We start from the raw sequence: 18,845 nt of genomic DNA, 5'->3' as shown, positions 1-18,845 counted from the left end.
AAACTACCCTACCTTAAAATTGAAGCGCATGGCTGGGCCAAGCTATGTTTCGCAAAGCCCGCAGATGGCATCAAGGCCGCCATCTCGCGCATTTTTGGCTTATAATGGCAAGGCGGCACACCAAAACGGCGGCTAAAGGCCACAGTAAAAGCGCTGACACTTTCGTAGCCCACTTCATAGGCTGCTGACGTTATTTGCTCACCGCCAATAATAAGTGACAATGCATTCACCAGCCGTACTTCCCGGCGCCACGCACCAAATGTCATGCCTGTTTCCACCTTGAACGTGCGTGTGAAGTTCCGGCGGCTCATACCGGCTTTTATGCACCAATCATCCATATTGTCCGGCACAGCTGGTGCCTTCAAAAGCTCCTGACACACACGCATCAGCCGCTTGTCTTGGGGCATTGCAACAGTCACTTGGTCTGGCACTGTGTTTTTACGGGCCATTTCACAAACAAGCAGCGACAAAACAGCGTTTTCATAGGCGATATCTCTATTGCTGCCGTTCAGGGACACAACCTCTTTCATCAAGGAACGAATAAGGTCTGATGTCATCAAAATTCTAATATGCTGCTGCTGTCTGAAAACAGATTTTTCTAGCGAGACAATATGCGCCACACCGTCGGTGCTACTGAGCTTGCATGTGTTTATCTCAGGGCATACCAACACATGCGAGGGATGCAAAACAAAGTTCCTCCCCCCCACATCTGCTGAAAAAACACCTTGCTGCGGGCAAACCAAAAATACGCAGTCATCATTACCTATATGCATGCTCCGCTCACCGGTCAGAGCAATTTCTTCTCCCACAAGGCTTCTAAATGGCTTTCTCTGCATTGAATTTTGTATCATTTATATGAACTCCACAGAATAGAAGTTTCTTCAGGATCAGGTGTCAGAACTGTATCTTTCAGTCCCGTCTACTATCGTCCGCAGTATTTCCACCTCTGTAAGGTGCGCAGGGTCCATGGTCAGCAGGTTGTCTGCAAACACGACAAAATCCGCCACATACCCCGGTGCCAGCATGCCAAATCTATCCTCTTGGAAACCGGCATACGCATTGGTAACCGTATAAGCCTCAAGGGCAGCCTCTATAGAGATTTTCTCATCCGGCAACCAGCCTTCCGGGTTCGCACCGTCAATGGTCTGCCGTAGTACAGCCGCTTGCAACCCAGTACGCGGGTCCAGAGGGGCCACTGGCCAATCAGACCCAAAGCTTACCTTCACGCCAGCATCCAGAAGCGAGCCAAAAGCATACGTGCCGTGCAATCGTTCCTTGCCTATCTTCTTCACAGCCCAGCGGCCATCATCCACCGCATGATACGGCTGCACAGAGGCAACAACACCAAGCTCGGCAAAGCGCGGTATGCTGGCCGGGCTGATATGCTGTGCATGTTCAATAAGAAAGCGCCGGTCCCGCGCGCCGTTCACTGCCTCTGCTTCTGCATATATATCGAGGATCATATCATTCGCGCGGTCCCCAATCGCATGAACAGCGATATGCAGGTTGTGTTTGTCTGCCGCCAACACCCACTCGCGTAAATCAGCGGGGTCAACAAAAGTAATCCCTTTGTTTTCCGGCATGTCACTGTAAGGTTCTTTAAAGAGCGCTGTGCCTGAACCAAGCGAGCCATCAACCAGTCCTTTAAGGCCGCCCCAGCGCACCCAGTCATCACCGCGCCCTTCTTCGCGCACGATCGCATCAAGCTTTGCCCAGTCTTGCAGGGGTACAAAAGAACTAAACCGCATATCGGTTTCGCCTTTCGCCCGCATCCGCCGCAGTGCATTCTGGCTAGTCCAATCAAGCGCTTTAATATGCACCTGTGTCACACCCAGGCTTAAGCCGTGTTCAATACCCTTCCTGAATGTTGCCTCTATCTCGGCCTCACTTGGTTCCGGTATTACCCGCTGCACCAAATCTTTGGCTTTATCTTTCACAATACCGGTCGGTTCACCGTTCGCATCGCGGATAATAACGCCCCCATCCGGGTCCGGGGTGTTTCTGTCGATCCCCGCAAGCTTCAAGGCAAGCGAGTTCAAAAACCACATATGCAGGTCTAACCGCGCCACCGCGACCGGTGTATTGGGGGTAACAGCATCGATCCAGTCTTTGTGCGGTAGCTCGCCGCCCCAAAGCTGCTCATCCCAGTTACCGCCTTCAACCCATTTACCGGAGCCTACTTCTTGGGCTGCTTCTGCAATAATGCGGCTAAACTCTGCTGGCGTTGATGCCTGCCGCAAGTTCACACGGCTTAACGCCTGCGACCCCATCAGGAAATGGGTATGATTATCTATAATGCCGGGGGTTACAAACGCGCCGCCCAAATCAACCACACGGGTCATGGGGCCCGTTGAGGCAGCCACTTGATCTTTGCCAACTGCGGCAATTCTGTTGCCAACGGTACCAAAGGCAGAGGCAAGCGGCGCACCGCGCACACCTGTCCACACAGACCCGTTTACATAGGCTGCATCCAGGCGCACACCGCCCGCTCTTAAGGCATACGGCAACATAAAAGTTGCTGCGCCTGCCATTAGTAATTGCCTTCTATCGATCATTTCCACCCACCTGTTTTAAATTATCATCTTGATTTTCAACAGTTACCAGTATCAAAGCGCTTCACTCTCCCAGATATGCCGCTCGCACTTTTTTATCATCCAGCAGGTCATTCGCAGGACCAGAAAGTGTTATCTTTCCCTGCTGCAAGACATATGCGTAATCGACAAACCTTAAACTTAACTCTACATTCTGTTCTACCAGCAAAAGGCTAAGGCCAGTTTTTGAAAGCTCGCCTAACACTTCAAAAATCTCCCCCACTATACGCGGGGAAAGACCAATAGACGGTTCATCCAGAATTAAAAGCTGTGGCTGTGTCATCAGGGCGCGGCCTATCGCCACCATCTGTTGCTCACCGCCTGACAATGTACCAACACGCTGTGCTGACCGTTCGCCGAGGCGCGGAAAAAGCTTCATGATATTTTCAAGGCTTTCTTCACGCTTCTCTTTTGCTTTCGAAAAAATTGCCGCTGCCGTCAGATTTTCAAGTACCGAGCACTCAGGGAACAAATGCCTACCTTCTGGCACAGTTGCTATACCCGCTCTGGTACGCATGGCAGCCTTCACTGTTTGCACGGGTACAGTATCCCACAGTAAGTGCCCTGCCGATATCGGGATTAGGCCATTTATCGCCTTCACCAAGGTGCTTTTCCCGGCACCATTAGACCCAATAAGCGCTACTTTACTGCCCGTTTCCACATTAAGGCTAATGTCACTGATAATTTCTACCTTGTTATAACCAGCAGCAATATTTTGTGCAGATAGTATGCTCATGATGCCACCTTCCCAAGGTATGCACCCTGCACACGCTCGTCCTTAATCACTTCTGCCGTGGGGCCGCATAACAGCACTTGCCCAAAATCAATAACGACAGAGCGCTCACACAAACTGCTAATAACAGGCACAGAATGTTCCACAACAATAACAGCAATGCCCCTTGACGGTAAAAGCCGTATTTTTGCACATAAAGCATCGGCTTCCGCCTTGGTAAGACCAGCGAGCATTTCATCAAGCAAAAGCAGCCTTGGCTCTGTGGCCAGTGCGCGGGCAATCTCAAGGCTTCTGAGTTCAGAAACATTAAGCTCTCCGGCATCTACATATGCCTTGGAGGCTATATCCAATTCTTCCAGCACGGCAGCCGCAGCCTTCCGGGCAGCAAGTGTGGTTTTATGCTTTGCAAAAGCTGCAACCTGCACATTTTCCAGAACTGTCATGCCCCTAAAAGGTTTTACAATTTGAAATGTACGCGCCAAACCCCTTTTACAAATTGTATGCGGCGGTAAATGCTCAATACGCTCACCCTCAAAGAGGATTTGGCCACTATCTGGATGCAAAGCACCAGACAGGCAGTTAAACAGTGTTGTCTTGCCTGCCCCGTTTGGGCCTATCACAGCGAATATTTCATTTTCATCAACAGAGAAATGAACATCTTGCAGCGCTTTTAAACCACCAAATGATTTACTAATCGATTGTACATCAAGAAGTGCGGTCATTGCCCTGCCTCCTTGTTTGCAGCTGCCTGTTTTGCCTTGCGGCGGCGCATCATAGCGGTAAACCAGCCGCCAATGCCCTGAGGCAAGGCTATCGCAAGCAAGATAAGCAGCGTTGCATATACAATCACATTACTTCCCTGAAGTGATGTTATACTGCGCAGAAAATCATCAAGCGGCACTAAAATCGCAGCACCCAACAGCGGCCCCCATAACAATGACATGCCACCAATAATAGAGAAAACAAGCATCTGAATTGAAAGATCAATACCCAGAACAGAGCGCGGGTCCACGTATGAGATATAATTTGCATAAAAAGCGCCGCACAGACCTGCGATTGCGGCACTAATAACAAAAGCCCGCATTTTCATTTTGCGCGTGTCAATGCCAAGTGCTTCTGCCGCTTCTTCATTATCGCGCAGCGCTTGCCAATAATAGCCGGTTCTGGATTTAAGTAAAAAGTTTCCAAGCAGCAGCGTTATTATAAGGATAGCCGCAATAATCAAGCCGTAAGGCCATTTTTCGTAAAACTGCAGATAAAAGCCCCCATCCTCGCGCAGCGGGATCATAATACCATCTGAGCGGCCAAGGGCGGCAATGCCCGAAACCAGAAAAAAGGCAACTTCACTAAAGGCAAGGGTCGCGATACCAAAGAAATAGCCTTTCAAGCCGTACCTGAAACATAGCATCCCAATGATAAAGGCTACAGCCATTGCCAGTACAACTGCCAAAGGCCATGTTAAAAGCGGTGGCCACCCAAGGTGAACACTGCACCACGCAACTGTATAGGCACCAATACCAACAAAAAGCGCATGCCCCAGCGACACAAGCCCCGCCATACCACCCATAAGATTCCATGAAATGGCAAGCGTGCCGTAAAAACAGGTCAGGATAAAAATATCCATGAGGTATCGGTCAGCGAGCGCACCCGCAAAAGCCAGCACAATAAGTCCGCATACAATAATTATAGGCGACACTTTATACATTAGTGCGCCCCTTTCTGGCTAAACAGCCCTTGGGGCCGCACCAGCAAAATAAGAATAAGCAAGCCAAAGGGAACCGCCGCCGCAAAGGATGCAGGAAACCAAACCCCTGCAATGCTTTCAGCCAGCCCCACAATAAGGGCACCAACAAGCGCGCCGCCAAAACTCCCTAACCCGCCAATAATGACAATAACAAAGGCTTTGAGTGTAAAAAGTGCCCCCACATGAGGGTTGACATAAAGTACAGAAACCAAAAGCGGCCCGGCAACACCAAGTGTGCCAATACCAACTGCCATCGACCATTTGTATACTGATGAAATATCTATGCCTGAAAGGGCCGCCCCATCACTGGACTGGGACACACTGCGCATCATTAAGCCAAAGTCTGTGCGCTTTAAAATAAGATACAGTAGCGCCAGCAAACCAAAGGCGGCCGCGCCCGCTATCAATTGCGGCATTTGAATAATGGCAGAGCCAAACTCAAACCCTGTTGAAGAGCGCGGCAAGGTAACCAGCCTGTTATCGCCGGTAAAAAACACCAGCGCAAGGTGCTGTAGCAACAACGAAAGCCCAAGCGTAACCGCCATTTGGTTAATCTCTGGTGCCCCAATGGTAAACCTTATGATACCGCCGTATAACAGTACGCCTGCCAACATTAAAATGGGTGTAACAATGAAAACAGCCAACACAGGGTCTATGCCGGGTACAGCCCACGCAAAATAGCCAAGATACATGGCGATCATCAAAAACTCGCCATGCGCAAAATTGATAACCCGCATCACACCAAAAATAAGCGTTAGCCCAACAGCGATTAGCCCGTATATGGCCCCATTCGCCAAGCCGCTAATCACAGCCTGCATTATAATAGCTGACGAAAAACCAGATTGCTGGGTTTCAGCTTTCTCGCCAGCCTCAAGCGGCACATCAGAGGGTATATTGGTTGTTTCAATGCTTGCTGGCAACCGCACAATATTTTTCACTTCACTGCTGGCAACCGCTTCTGGCCAAACAGTAACAAAGGCACCGTCGACAACCTCGGCAATAACATTACCAACCGTATTCTGGCCGTTTTCATCAAACGCCAGAACGTCACCCGGCAGTAATGAAGCTGGCCCTGTTTCAACATGTAGCTGCCGGAGAGCATCACGCACTTTAACGGTATCGCGTGCTCCCGCGCCTTCAAGCGCAAGGGCCGCAACCCATGTACTAGCGTAAGCCTGTGCTGCATTACTCAGCGGCACGTCACCGTAGGCTGCTTTATAGGCTGTTACAAAGTCTGTGCTCGCCTGCTTCTGGATATCTGACATCCATTCAACAACGCCAAATGTGCCTTCTGCCAGATCACCAATTTGCAAAAGTGACGGGTGAACATGACCACCGCCAAAGCCCAACACAAAAGGAGAATAGCGCTGAGCTGCAAGCGCCCGCAGCAACACCACTTCATCATCAACATAAGCAACACTTAACACAAGATCAGCACCGGAGGCTTTAAGCTTTGCTGCCTGCGTACTAAGGTCTGGTGACCCGGTTTTAAAATTCTGTGCACTTACAATCGCAACATCTTCTGTTGCCAGAACATGTTTATACCCGTCCGATACAGTCTGCCCAAACGGGCCATCTTCATAGACCAAAGCAACTTTATCAATCGTCTGACCTTTTGCACGCATAAACCGGATAAATTTGGCCACATCCACGGCGGCCCAGCTACCCTTCGGGGCAACACGGAACACAAACTTCATATTCTGTTCGGTAATTTTATCGGTTACCGCACTGGTCACAATAAAAGGTGTGCGATAGCGCTCTGCCACCTGCATGGAAGGTATTGTCGCAGATGATGTCCATGCCCCCATAATAACGGATACTTTGCTTCGAGAAATGAGCCTTTCGGCCTCACTTCGGGCAATTTCAGGGCGCGACTGGGTGTCTGCCACAACCAGTTCTATTGTAGCGCCCCCCAAAGCGCGAATCCCACCGGCCTCGTTAATTTGCCGAGCCGCCAGTTCGTGTGCACGCAGCAACCTGCCACCATCTGCTGCACTAACACCTGTAAGCGGCACCAAAACACCCACCTTTACAGGTTCCACAGCATAAGCAGGGGAAACAAAGGCCATAAAAGCAACGGTAAGATACAGCACTAGCTGCCGGTAAAACCCTTTCACACTTCCCCTCCCCTATTAGTCAGATTGTCCGGTTATCACCGGCAAGTATAGCCACCATCAACCGGCAGAGCCACACCTGTCACAAAGGACGATTCGTCGGATGCCAGCCACAAGGCGGCTTTCGCCATTTCTTCCGGGCGACCAAGACGGCCAAGCGGTACAGACGCTAGCAGTTTCTTTTCGTTTGCCGCCAGCTGTTCAGGTGTTGCATCCCGGCCCACAAACCCGGGCATCATGGGTGTATCTGTCAGGCCCGGGCAGATAACATTCACGCGGATACCGTCTGGTGCAAAGCTTTGCGCCAGTGATTTACAAAGGCCAACAACTGCAAACTTGCCCGCAGAGTAAATCGGGCTAAACATCGACCCAACAAGCCCGGAAACAGAGGCCGTAAAAATAAGCGAACCGCCACCCCGTTTGCGCATATATTTTGCCACTTCGCCCGAGCCAAGCACAACCGATGTAACATTAAGTGCCATTGCTTTTTCATACGCTGCAAGATCAAGGTTTTCAACAGACCCAGGCCCCGGAATACCGGCATGAGCCCATAAAATATCAATACCGCCCAGCTTTTCTGCAGCTTCGTTAATGCTACCACGCGCACCTTCTGGTGTTGAAAGATCTGCTGTAACTGTTACAATTTCGCAGCCCTTAGCTTTCATTTCTGCGGCAAGTTCTGCAAGTGCATCAGCATTAATATCGACAGCCGCTACTTTGGCGCCTTCCTGCGCAAAATATTCAACACCAAATCGCCCCATCCCGGAAGCTGCTGCAGTAATAACCGCAAGTTTATTCTTTAAACGCATATCTACCTCTTCACATTATTAGTTGGCAAAACAGTAGGCCTTATTGTGCAAACGCATCAGGGAACTGGCCTGTTGCACTGATGACAGTTGTTTTTGTTTCCAAGTAGCTATCAAGCGCCTCAAGACCATTTTCGCGGCCCCAGCCACTGGCCTTAAAACCACCATAAGGCGTTGACCACCGGATATACCGATATGTATTCACCCACACGATACCGGCATTAATGCGCGCTGAAACACGGTGAGCACGGCCCACATCACCTGTCCACAATCCTGCAGCAAGGCCGTAGTTTGCATCATTTGCAATCGCAACAGCTTCTTCTTCACCGTCAAAAGGAATAAGGGCAGCAACAGGGCCAAAAATTTCCTCGCGGGCAATGCGCATGGTATTATTTGCGCTGGCAAAAACCGTAGGGCTTACAAAATAGCCATCTGCAAGTGGCCCTTCTGTCAGGCGCTTGCCGCCCGCCACAAGGTCTGCACCTTCCTGTTGCCCTATCTCAATATAAGAAAGGGTTTTTTCCAGTTGCTCCAAATGCGCTTGCGGCCCCATATGGGTTGCAGCATCCAGCGGCATACCAACACGCACCTTTGCCGAGCGTTTTACAAACTCATCAACCACGCGGTCATATACTGACCTTTCAACCAGCACTCTTGAGCCCAGCGCACAGCTTTGCCCGCAAAGCGCCCACGCTGATGATGTTGCAGCATTCAGGGCCTGATCAACATCAGCATCGCCGAATATTATGTGCGGTGCTTTGCCGCCCAGTTCGAAAGAGAAACGCTTTAGGGTTTCTGCCCCGGTGTGTAAAATCCGCTTTGCCGTTTCGCCCTCACCTGTAAAGGCAATTTTGTTTACATCAGGGTGCGCCACCAAATGGGCACCCGCTCCCGGTCCATCACCCGGCACAACATTCACCACGCCCGGCGGGAAACCGGCTTCTTCGAAAAGCTTTGCAAGCTCAAGCGATGTAACCGGCGTTTGCTCCGCAGGCTTCAACACAACCGTACAGCCTGCAGCAAGGGCAGGCCCAAGCTTCCATGCTGCCGACATCATTGGCACATTCCACGGCGTAATAGCGCCCACAACACCAACAGGCTGACGTGTTGTAAAGGCATGCACCGAATCTTCTATCGGTATGGTTCTGCCTGACATTTTATCTGCAAGGGATGCAAACCAGTGATACCAGTTATTGTGACTACCAATATCCATACGCGATTCTCTAATGGCACGACCATTATCACGTGTTTCAAGCTCGGCAAGGCGCGGTGCGTTTTCTTTGTATAGATCTGCAAAACGGCGCATTATTGCTGCACGCTCGTGGCCCGGCATTTTGCGCCATGGCCCCTCAAAGGCTGCACGCGCCGCAGCAACTGCACGATCAATATCTTTTGCCCCCCCAAAAGCAACTATAGCCCAAGGCTTTCCGGTAGAAGGGTCAATACTTTCAACCAAGCTGCCATCAACCGGCGCAACCCATTCACCACCAATAAAAAGCTTTTCGTACCGTGCCATATCTGCGGCAGACGCCGTTCCTGCACCTTGCATTGAAGTAGAATTGCTCACGCGTAACCCCTTACCCAATTTGTTCATATTTATGAATAAATTGTACATAATTATGATTTATGTCAAGGCATAAAAATTTCCACCACAACGCTATTTAAGCGAATACTCTTTAATAAACGCCATATATTAACAATTAAATGCTACTTTCCTTAAAAATAGCACCGCCATCAATTTCAATTTAAAGCTTAACATCAGCATTATATTCATATATATGAATTATTAATACAATATATGATGGTTTATTCATTTAACCGTCTTAAAATTAGGGAATACCTATTTATGGCAGGTTTGTTTTATGAGGAATTCAGCGAAGGTCAGGAATTTAATCATGCCTTTACCCGCACTGTTTCAGAGGCTGATAACACAACATTCAGCCTTATGACCATGAACCCCCAACCCTTGCATATTGATGCGCATTTTTCTGAAAATACAGAATGGGGCCAACGCCTGTTTAACAGCATCTATACTCTTGGCATCCTCATAGGCATGACTGTTTATGATACAACACTTGGCACAACAGTTGGCAACCTTGGCATGAAAGATGTTCGGTTCCCGAAACCTGTCTTTCACGGTGACACGCTCAGGGCACACACAAAAGTTATGTCAAAACGCCTTAGCAAATCAAACCCCGGCGCCGGGCTTGTTGAATTTGAACATACTTGCTTCAACCAGCACGGTACTATTGTTGCCACTTGCATAAGAACCGCCATGATGAAGCTAAAACAAAAGAGCGCAGCATTATGATACGGTCTTTCCTGTTTGTGCCCGGCGACAGCCCCTATAAGTTTGAAAAAGCAAAACAAGGCACCGCCGACGCACTGATCCTTGATTTAGAAGATTCCGTCGCAGACACACATAAAAACACCGCGCGTACAGAAACCCTTAAAATGCTGCAACAGCCTTCACGGCTGCAAAAGCTGTATGTACGCATAAATGGTTTTGACAGCCCCTATGCAGCATATGACCTAGCAAGCATTATGCCCGGCAGGCCCGATGGTATCGTTTTGCCAAAATGCGCAGGCCCAGAAGACATAAACCGGTTAGGCTACATGCTTGATGCCCTGGAAGCTGCACACACGATTGAAGCTGACACCACGCGCATTGTAGCGATTGTAACAGAAACAGCGCAGTCCCTTTTTACACTTGGTACATATACCCCAGCTCATAAAAGGTTATGGGGCATAATGTGGGGCGCAGAAGATTTAGCATGTTCGCTTGGCGCGCAAACAAACACTGAAAAGGGCATCCTGCTTGAGCCTTACCGCCTAGCACGCACATTATGCCTGATAGCGGCATCGGCGGCTGGGGTGGTTGCCATTGATGCTGTATCTACTGACATTCACAATCTTGACGCCATATCAGAAGAAGTACGGCAGGCGCGGCGCGATGGCTTTGGAGCCAAGGCCGTTATTCACCCCAAGCATGTTGATATTGTTAACACTGGATTTCAGCCAAGTACCGCAGAAATAGAATGGGCAGAACGCATTATTGAAGCATTTGACAACCATTCAAACGAGGGAGTACTTACGTTGGATGGAAAAATGCTTGATAAACCCCATCTTATCGGGGCCCGGCAAATATTGGCTTCCAATCGGTAGCAGAAACGTTCAATAAACAGAAAATAATGTAGGAATATTATGCTCGTCAAACAAGCGGCCAATGTAATCGAAATACTGGAATATTTCGTTCAAAGAAAACGCCCTGCTACCCTTTCAGAAATATCTGATGATCTGGGATGGCCGCGCTCCAGCACCTTCAATCTGGTTGGTACGCTTGCGGACAAAGGCTACCTGTATGAACCACGCAGCCGAGGCGGTTACTACCCAAGCCCGCGCTGGCTCACAACAGCACAGTCTCTTGCTGATGCCGAGCCCCTGCCCGAAGCCCTACTCTCACTCGTGCGCGAAATTGTGAAAGAAACCGGCGAAACAACATCCGTTTGTGCGCCAAGTGGCACTCATGCCGTCATGATCCACGTGTTCGAATCAATCCAGTCCATACGATATTATGCTCACGTCGGCAGCAGGGTACCCATTTATGCCAGCTCTGCAGGCCGCGCTCTTCTTGCCCAGTACGCCCCCCATGAACGCCTATCCATCTACAAAAAGATAAAGTTTGAACATTATACAGAGACAACACCGGTTAGCATAGAAACGCTGGAAGAAGAGTTACGCCGGGCCCATGAACGCGGCTACCATCAAAGCCATTCAGAATATATTCCAGATTTAGCTGGGGTTGCCCTCCCCCTACCTTTACCGTACCGCAAATTATCTATCGTAGTCGCAGGGCCTGTTTCCCGCTGCCTTGAAAAACGCGCAGCGATTGCGGAGATAATGATAAAAGGCTTACAGCGCTTTTCCAAGGAACTCGACATAAAGCCTGTTGAAGCCTAAAATGACAGATGGATCTTACTGAAAACTTCTCACAAGCCTTAACGACTGGAGAGAAACTTACCCCTCCGTAGCCATTGCGTTAAAACCGCTCAAATAGCGGTTGATCAAGGCACAATCACGCAAAAATAAAGCAGCCATTACTTACCCAGATGCGCTGCAATTTTAGGCCATGCAGCAGCACCTTCTGTCAATAATTGTTTCAGTAGTTCATCAGACCAATCAACTGCAGCAGCCGTTTGAGTTGATCTAGGATAGCCCGTAAACCTCAAAGGGCACGCCGCAACCCAAGATCACGGCGCAACCTCTGTGCATTGCCTAGCGAAATATCATTCACAAGCCTGTGGTAAACCAGACAAAATAGCCCATGTTTTCTCAAAACCCTTAACAGCAGCATCTGAAATGACTTTGCTTTTAATTGATGCAAAAACACCAATAACAGCATGTCCATCAGGGCCGAAAAAGGTTATGCCTTGTGTCTGCCATTTTCCATCTTTCGATTTTAAGTTAGTGGCATAAATGTAAGAGATGTTTTTAAGCTGGACATGTGCATGAACGCCCCCATCGCCATTAGCAACCATATCGAGGTAGCCTTCCTTGGCGCCTTCCTGTAGCAAAGGCACACGGTGCTTTGGAAACACAAAAGCATGCTGATCTGACGGCGAGAACACCATCCCTATATCTGTATCTGCCCCCCACGCATCAATAGATTTCCATATTTGCGTTGTAATTTCAGGGTTAGCCTTAACACCAACTGCTGCCGTTTTGGGCAGAGCACTCGTCAGAAGCGCTTCAGGCACCTCAAGCCCACGGCTTGCTATAGCAAGCGGCGCGCCCGGCTGATTTTTTTCGATATAATCAAGAAATTTCGTTTTATCACCTTGAGAGACACATAAATCACGAACATCATCAGAAGCCACTGAAACAGAAGTAAATGAAGCACTTGTTGCCAAAGCTATTGTAGCAAAGAGGGTGAGACCACGCATAAAAAATCCCTTACATTGTGTAATAATTTCGAAATTATTACACGGAAATATTATACACGCAAGTAGATGCTTACGGTCTTATATCGTTTATGAAATTTTAAATTATATTACAAACCCGGCACATAACCCTTGATACCAACATCCAAGATAAAAAACTTATTCCAAGACTGGAAGTTCAGATTTATTCTAAAAATACTTTGCAAATAAGATAATTTTCCTCCTTCTTGATGGTATCTTTGTACACATTCAGCACTATGTAATCCTTGGGCCAGCAGGTAGGATAAGATGCGAGTATATGTGTCAGGCATTCAGCATGAGACGAACACGTTTTTAGGGACTGAGACGTTATACGGTGCCTTTGAGGTAGCGGATGCGTGGCCGGGGTTGTTGCAAGGTACGGAAGTTATTACGGGAACGCGGGATATTAATCTGCCGGTTGCAGGGTTTATTGCCGTTGCCGAGGCTGAAGGCTGGGACCTGGTACCGGGCGTGTGGTGTTCAGCAGGGCCGTCAGGGCCGGTTGCAGCCGCCGCCTATGCAACGATCACAGAGGAAACCCTCTCCCGTCTCAAGGCTGCAGGGCCGGTGGATGCGGTGTATCTTGACCTGCACGGTGCTATGGTGGCAACCGGTACACCAGACGCAGACGGTGACCTCTTGCACCGGGTGCGGGTGCTGGTTGGGCCTGAGGTGTTTGTCGTTGCCAGCCTTGATATGCATGCCAATGTTTCCCAAAAAATGGTAGAAGCTACAGATGCGCTTGTTGTGTATCGAACATACCCCCATGTAGATATGGCAGAAACAGGGCAGCGTGCAGGCGTGCGTCTCAAGCGCCTGCTTTTGTCAGGCCGGCAGGAAAGCAACTTGAAGCAGCTTCCTTTCCTGTTACCCATGGGTACACAGTCCACCCTCGATAGCCCAATGGCAGAGATCATCCATCAGATCGAGGAGATTGAGCGCTGGGGTGGCAGTGTTGAACTGGCAACAGGTTTTCCCCTTGCCGATGTTGCAGAGTGCGGGCCTAGCATTATCAGCTATGGCCCCTGTGCTGCCGCCAGCAGCAAACAGTTATATCAGGCTATGCTGCAGCTTGAAGGGCGCTTTCGGGAAACGCTCCTGACACCGGACGCGGCACTAAGCGCTTGCAGGCAGCAGCTTGCAGCGAACCCCAAAGGGCCAGTGCTTCTGATCGATACACAGGATAACCCCGGCTGTGGTGGCACAGGTGATACTGTCGGCCTTCTCAAAGCCCTTATTGAAGCAGCGATACCGGGTACAGTCGTGGGTGTTGTCGCAGATGCCCAAACCTGCGCACAGGCTCATGCGGCTGGTGTAGGGGCCAGCCTTGATGTCAGTATCGGCGCACAGCACGGGTTTGGTGAAACACCCTTACAGCTACAGGCAACGGTTACAGCCCTTGGCGATGGTTTTTTCACCGGTACCGGGCCTTTTTATCTGGGCTGCAGGTTTAGCCTTGGGCTCACGGCCTTGCTCACCTATGGCACGGTTCAGGTTGTGCTTGCCAGCACACGGCAGCAGGCAGCAGACCAGGCCATGTTCCGGCACCTAGGCATAGAACCCGCTGACGCGAAGGTTCTCGCCCTTAAAAGCTCGGTCCATTACCGGGCTGACTTTGGCGCTATCGCAAGTGCCATCATCACCGTGATCAGCCCGGGCGCTAATACCGCAGACCTCACCGCAATCACATACAAAAATATCAGCCCTAACACACGCATCGCTGGCCGTAATAAAATCAGTAAAGGCGTTTAAACAGGAGGAGAGAAGAATGGATATGGATGGTTTGAGGGCGCGTCTTGAGGGTGGCGCGGACGAGTATATTAAGGTTGGTGTTGTTGATATGGACGGCATTGTTCGCGGGAAGTATATGTCCGGGAGCAAGTTTTTATCGGCGCTTGAGGGGGGTTTTGCATTTTGCGACGTTGTTTTGGGCTGGGATTCGAACGACAAGCTGTATGACAATGTGAGCTATACGGGGTGGCACACGGGGTATCCTGATGCGGCGGTACGGGTTATAGAGGAGAGTGGCCGGTTATTGCCGTTTGAGAATGATCAGCCGTTTTTTCTGTGTGAGTTCACGGGTGCGGCGGAGGCCTTGTGCCCACGGGGTGTGCTGCGGCGTGTTCTGGCAGATGCGGCATCGCTTGGTTACAGCGTCAAGGCCGGGATTGAGTATGAGTTTTTTGTTTTTGAAGAAACCCCGGAGAGCGCGCGGGAGAAAGGCTTCCGAAACCTGAAGCATCTGGCCCCGGGCACCTTTGGCTATTCTGTTCTGAGAAGCTCTGAACATGCGCCGTTTTATCAGGCGATCCTGGATGCCTGTACCGGGCTTGATATCCCGCTTGAGGGCCTGCACGAAGAGACCGGACCGGGAGTGCTGGAAGCCGCTATTGCGGTTGATGATTGCTTGGCGGCGGCGGATAAAGCAGCCCTGTTCAGAACCTTTACCAAGGTTGTTGCCCGCCAGCACGGCAAGATGGCAACTTTCATGGCCAAATGTACACAGGAATGGCCGGGCCAGAGCGGTCATATGCACCTGTCGCTTTGGAAAGACGGTGCCTCGGCTTTTTATGATGAGAAGGGTGAGCACCGGATGAGCGAGGAGATGCGCTACTTTTTGGGCGGCCAGCAGGCGCTGATGCCGGAGGTGCTGGCAATGATCTCGCCGACGATTAATTCTTTCACCCGGTTGATACCGGGGGCATGGGCACCAACCGCTGCCACATGGGGTGTTGAGAACAGAACCTGCGCGCTGAGGGTTATCCCAGGCTCGAGCAAAAGCCAGCGGATAGAATACCGGATATCAGCGGCAGATGCGAACCCCTATCTGGCCCTGGCGGCGGCGATTGCCTCAGGCTTATGGGGTATCAGGAACAAGATAGAGCCGGGTACAGAGATCCGGGGCAATGCCTATGATGTCCAGATGCCGGATAGCTATAGCCTGCCAACCACCTTGTGGGATGCAGCACAGCGCTTAAGGGCAAGTACAGCAGCCCGCGAGGCATTTGGTGACGCATTTGTCGAACATTTTGCCGCGACCCGGGAATGGGAAGAACGCGAGTTCCGCAAACATGTGACCGACTGGGAACTGAAGCGCTATTTTGAAATCATCTAGCGCTTCCCCCTATACCCCGCCGCCTTTCTGAAGGGGAAACGGCGGGGAACACCCCTAAAGCCGAACACCGGCTAGAACCAAGAGAACAGATGTGATGGACAGTGTAAAAACAGTTTCCCCCCTTGATGGCCGTATTGTTATTGAACGGCCCTTCGCTGATATGAATGCGGCCCTTAGTGCTGTCGCTGCGGCACTAAGGGCACAGACCTTGTGGCACGCTGTGCCTGTTGCTGACCGGGTTGCGGTGCTGGAAGCGGCTATTGCCTCTATGGTGGAGCGCAAGGCCGTGCTCGCCGCTGAGATTACCCTGCATATGGGGCGGCCCATCAGCCAGAGTGCGGGCGAGATTGACGGCATGGCCTACCGGGCGCGCCATATGCTGGCGCTGGCGGCAGAAGCGCTGGCTGACCGCGAGGAAGCAGCCCCTGATGGCAGGCGCTATTTTATCCGCCGGCAACCGCACGGTACGGTGCTGGCGATCACACCGTGGAACTATCCGTATCTGACAGCGGTGAACAGTATTATCCCGGCACTGGCGGCAGGCAATGCGGTGATCCTGAAGCCATCACCACAAACCCCGACCATTGGTGAGCATTTTGCAGAAGCCTTTAAGGCGGCCGGGGTGCCGGAGGGGGTGTTCCAGTCTTTACACCTGAGTGCAGATACGACCCTGAAGCTTATTGAAACCGCCTCGATCCACTATGTTGGCTTTACCGGGTCTGTTGCCGGGGGTACCGCGGTTGAGAAAGCGGCGGCTGGCCGGTTCCTGCCTGTGGGGCTTGAGCTTGGCGGCAAGGACGCAGCCTATGTACGGGCGGACGCTGATATTGATAACGCGGTCGCAAACCTTGTGGACGGGGCCTTGTTCAACAGCGGCCAGTCCTGCTGCGGGATTGAGCGCATTTATGTGGCAGAGGCTGTGTATGACCAGTTTATCGCAGCCTATGCAGCGCTTGTGCAAACCTACAGGCTTGGCGATCCGCAAGACCCTGCAACAACGCTGGGGCCGGTGGTGAGTGTTCAGGCGGCAGAGCGGATACGGGCCGAGATTGGGGCAGCCTGCGCGGCGGGTGCTGAAGCATTGATCCCTGAAAACCTGTTCCCGGCAGCAAAAGCGGGCACTGCCTATGTGGCACCGCAGGTGCTAGTGAAGGTTGATCACACCATGGCCTTTATGCGCGAGGAGACCTTTGGGCCTTGTGTCGGGATTATGGCGGTACAGTCAGACGGGGAAGCCATTAGCCGTATCAACGACAGCCCGTACGGCTTGACCGCCAGCCTCTGGACGGAAGACACAGCCACAGGGCTAGCCCTTGCTGACCAGGTAAATACCGGGACGGTGTATCTTAACCGCTGTGATGCGCTTGAGCCAGCACTTGCCTGGGCCGGGGTAAAACACTCTGGCCGGGGCTGTACGCTGTCGCGCTATGGCTATGATGCTCTGACCCGCGCCAAATCCTTCAACATTATTGACCGTTCATAAAGAGAGATCCCATGGTACCATCATCCCCCAGCCTTACGGCGAACTGGAACTACCCAACCCGCATGCATTTAGGTGCAGGGCGCATTCAGGAGATTGCGGCGATCTGCACAGAACACGGTATGAGCCGCCCCCTGGTGGTAACAGATACGGGTGCAGCCAGCCTGCCGTTCACGGCCCAGATTATGGAACTGCTGACAGAGGCTGGGCTGAAGGCTGGCCTATATAGCAATGTGCCCAGCAACCCGACCGATGCCTCTATCACCGAGGGCACAGACCTATACAGGGACGGTGACTATGACGGTGTGATCGCACTTGGCGGCGGGAGCGGGCTTGATGCCGGGAAAGCGATTGCGCTGTTGGCGGGGCAGGGCCGGCCGCTTGCTGACTTTGAGGATGTCGGCGATAACTGGCTACGGGCGGATGCCAACAGGATTGCACCGGTGATTGCGGTTCCCACCACTGCGGGGACCGGTTCAGAGGTAGGCAGGGCTTCGGTCATTACCTTCACCGCCACCCATGAGAAGAAGATCATCTTCCACCCGAAGATGATGCCTGTTGCGGTGATCAGTGATCCGGTGCTGACGGTGGGGCTTCCCGCTCACCTGACGGCAGCGACCGGGGTTGATGCCTTCACCCACTGTTTTGAGGCTTTCTGTGCGCCGTCCTATCACCCGATGGCAGATGGTATTGCGCTAGAGGGCATGCGCCTGATTAAAGACTGGTTGCCGGTCGCCTACAGAGAAGGCACCAATGTTACAGCGCGCACCCATATGCTGACAGCGGCCAGCATGGGGGCTACCGCCTTCCAGAAAGGGTTAGGGGCTGTACATGCGCTCAGCCATCCGGTTGGTGCCGTCTACAACGCCCATCACGGTCTGACCAATGCGATCTTCCTACCCTATGTGATGCAGGAGAACCGCCCCCTGATCGCTGCAAAGATGGAACGGCTCGCCGCCTATCTCGACCTCGGCCAAAATGGCTTCAATGAGGTGCTCGACTGGGTGCTCGCCTTCCGCGAAAGCCTTGGCATACCCCACGATGCTAAATCTCTCGGCATCAAGGATGCAGACATACCAGACCTCGCCCTCGCTGCAACACTCGACCCCTCAATGGCCGGTAACCCAAAACCCCTGAACATAGATACCGTACAAAAGCTCTACTCATCGGCAATATTAGGTAATCTATAACGCTAAAAGATAGACATATAATACGCCTGCAAAAAATGCAGCGCCTTAAAGGCTCAGCACACTAAAAGCTGAGCCTTTTCTTTTTTTTCCCACCTTTGGCAGGTTAATTAT

General features: G+C 51.4%; 16 protein-coding genes. 7 read left to right on the top strand and 9 right to left on the bottom strand.

Annotation, left to right across the window (positions count from 1 at the left end):
- Positions 1-8 precede the first annotated feature (8 nt).
- The 8 genes from ICL80_RS06825 to ICL80_RS06790 form a co-directional block, all read right to left on the bottom strand.
- Positions 9-851: a helix-turn-helix domain-containing protein gene (locus tag ICL80_RS06825; RefSeq protein ID WP_194215342.1), complete on the bottom strand. Its 843-nt coding sequence runs from the start codon at positions 849-851 to the stop codon at positions 9-11.
- Between the two features lie 36 nt (positions 852-887).
- A complete protein-coding gene (locus ICL80_RS06820) occupies positions 888-2,555 on the bottom strand; it encodes an amidohydrolase (RefSeq protein ID WP_194215341.1) in 1,668 nt (555 codons plus the stop codon).
- Between the two features lie 61 nt (positions 2,556-2,616).
- Complete coding sequence (locus ICL80_RS06815; protein ID WP_194215340.1) at positions 2,617-3,327, bottom strand: ABC transporter ATP-binding protein; 711 nt, start codon at positions 3,325-3,327, stop codon at positions 2,617-2,619.
- Complete coding sequence (locus ICL80_RS06810) at positions 3,324-4,046, bottom strand: ABC transporter ATP-binding protein (RefSeq protein ID WP_194215339.1); 723 nt, start codon at positions 4,044-4,046, stop codon at positions 3,324-3,326. Before ICL80_RS06810 ends, ICL80_RS06815 begins: the two co-directional genes overlap by 4 nt.
- Positions 4,043-5,029: a branched-chain amino acid ABC transporter permease gene (locus ICL80_RS06805; protein ID WP_194215338.1), complete on the bottom strand. Its 987-nt coding sequence runs from the start codon at positions 5,027-5,029 to the stop codon at positions 4,043-4,045. Before ICL80_RS06805 ends, ICL80_RS06810 begins: the two co-directional genes overlap by 4 nt.
- Positions 5,029-7,185 (bottom strand): ABC transporter substrate-binding protein, encoded by a 2,157-nt coding sequence (locus ICL80_RS06800; protein ID WP_194215337.1) that lies wholly within the window; start codon positions 7,183-7,185, stop codon positions 5,029-5,031. The genes ICL80_RS06805 and ICL80_RS06800 overlap by 1 nt, the downstream gene beginning before the upstream one ends.
- 35 nt (positions 7,186-7,220) lie before the next feature.
- Positions 7,221-7,991 carry an SDR family NAD(P)-dependent oxidoreductase gene (locus ICL80_RS06795; RefSeq protein ID WP_194215336.1) on the bottom strand — a complete coding sequence of 257 codons (771 nt, stop codon included), beginning with the start codon at positions 7,989-7,991 and terminating at the stop codon, positions 7,221-7,223.
- A gap of 40 nt (positions 7,992-8,031) precedes the next feature.
- Positions 8,032-9,504, bottom strand: a complete 1,473-nt coding sequence (locus tag ICL80_RS06790; protein WP_194215789.1) for an aldehyde dehydrogenase — start codon at positions 9,502-9,504, stop codon at positions 8,032-8,034.
- A gap of 330 nt (positions 9,505-9,834) precedes the next feature.
- Here ICL80_RS06790 and ICL80_RS06785 point away from each other — a divergent pair, with 330 nt between their 5' ends.
- From ICL80_RS06785 to ICL80_RS06775, 3 genes are read left to right on the top strand one after another with little or no spacing between them, the layout of a single operon-like run.
- Entirely contained in the window at positions 9,835-10,299 is a 465-nt protein-coding gene (locus ICL80_RS06785; RefSeq protein ID WP_194215335.1) for a MaoC family dehydratase, read from the top strand.
- A complete protein-coding gene (locus ICL80_RS06780) occupies positions 10,299-11,153 on the top strand; it encodes an HpcH/HpaI aldolase/citrate lyase family protein (RefSeq protein ID WP_194215788.1) in 855 nt (284 codons plus the stop codon). Before ICL80_RS06785 ends, ICL80_RS06780 begins: the two co-directional genes overlap by 1 nt.
- Before the next feature lie 39 nt (positions 11,154-11,192).
- On the top strand, positions 11,193-11,948 hold the full coding sequence (locus ICL80_RS06775) for an IclR family transcriptional regulator (protein WP_194215334.1): 756 nt from the start codon (positions 11,193-11,195) through the stop codon (positions 11,946-11,948).
- A 326-nt stretch (positions 11,949-12,274) separates the two neighbouring features.
- Here ICL80_RS06775 and ICL80_RS06770 read toward each other — a convergent pair whose 3' ends face one another.
- The gene (locus ICL80_RS06770; RefSeq protein WP_194215333.1) at positions 12,275-12,931 is read right to left on the bottom strand and encodes a ChuX/HutX family heme-like substrate-binding protein; all 657 of its coding nucleotides are present in this window, start codon (positions 12,929-12,931) and stop codon (positions 12,275-12,277) included.
- A 285-nt stretch (positions 12,932-13,216) separates the two neighbouring features.
- On the opposite strand from ICL80_RS06770, the gene ICL80_RS06765 reads away from it, so the two are divergent.
- The 4 genes from ICL80_RS06765 (at position 13,217) to ICL80_RS06750 (ending at position 18,734) form a co-directional block, all read left to right on the top strand.
- Positions 13,217-14,701, top strand: coding sequence for a M81 family metallopeptidase (locus tag ICL80_RS06765; RefSeq protein WP_194215332.1), 1,485 nt, complete (start codon positions 13,217-13,219; stop codon positions 14,699-14,701).
- Positions 14,702-14,717: 16 nt separating this feature from the next.
- Positions 14,718-16,064: a glutamine synthetase family protein gene (locus ICL80_RS06760; RefSeq protein ID WP_194214194.1), complete on the top strand. Its 1,347-nt coding sequence runs from the start codon at positions 14,718-14,720 to the stop codon at positions 16,062-16,064.
- Positions 16,065-16,158: 94 nt separating this feature from the next.
- Positions 16,159-17,547: an aldehyde dehydrogenase family protein gene (locus tag ICL80_RS06755; protein ID WP_228073873.1), complete on the top strand. Its 1,389-nt coding sequence runs from the start codon at positions 16,159-16,161 to the stop codon at positions 17,545-17,547.
- 11 nt (positions 17,548-17,558) lie between these two features.
- The gene (locus ICL80_RS06750) at positions 17,559-18,734 is read left to right on the top strand and encodes an iron-containing alcohol dehydrogenase (protein ID WP_194215330.1); all 1,176 of its coding nucleotides are present in this window, start codon (positions 17,559-17,561) and stop codon (positions 18,732-18,734) included.
- The last annotated feature ends 111 nt before the right edge of the window (positions 18,735-18,845 follow it).

The organism is Kordiimonas pumila, from assembly GCF_015240255.1.
GTDB lineage: Bacteria > Pseudomonadota > Alphaproteobacteria > Sphingomonadales > Kordiimonadaceae > Kordiimonas > Kordiimonas pumila.
This window is presented reverse-complemented; position numbering and strand designations above follow the sequence as displayed.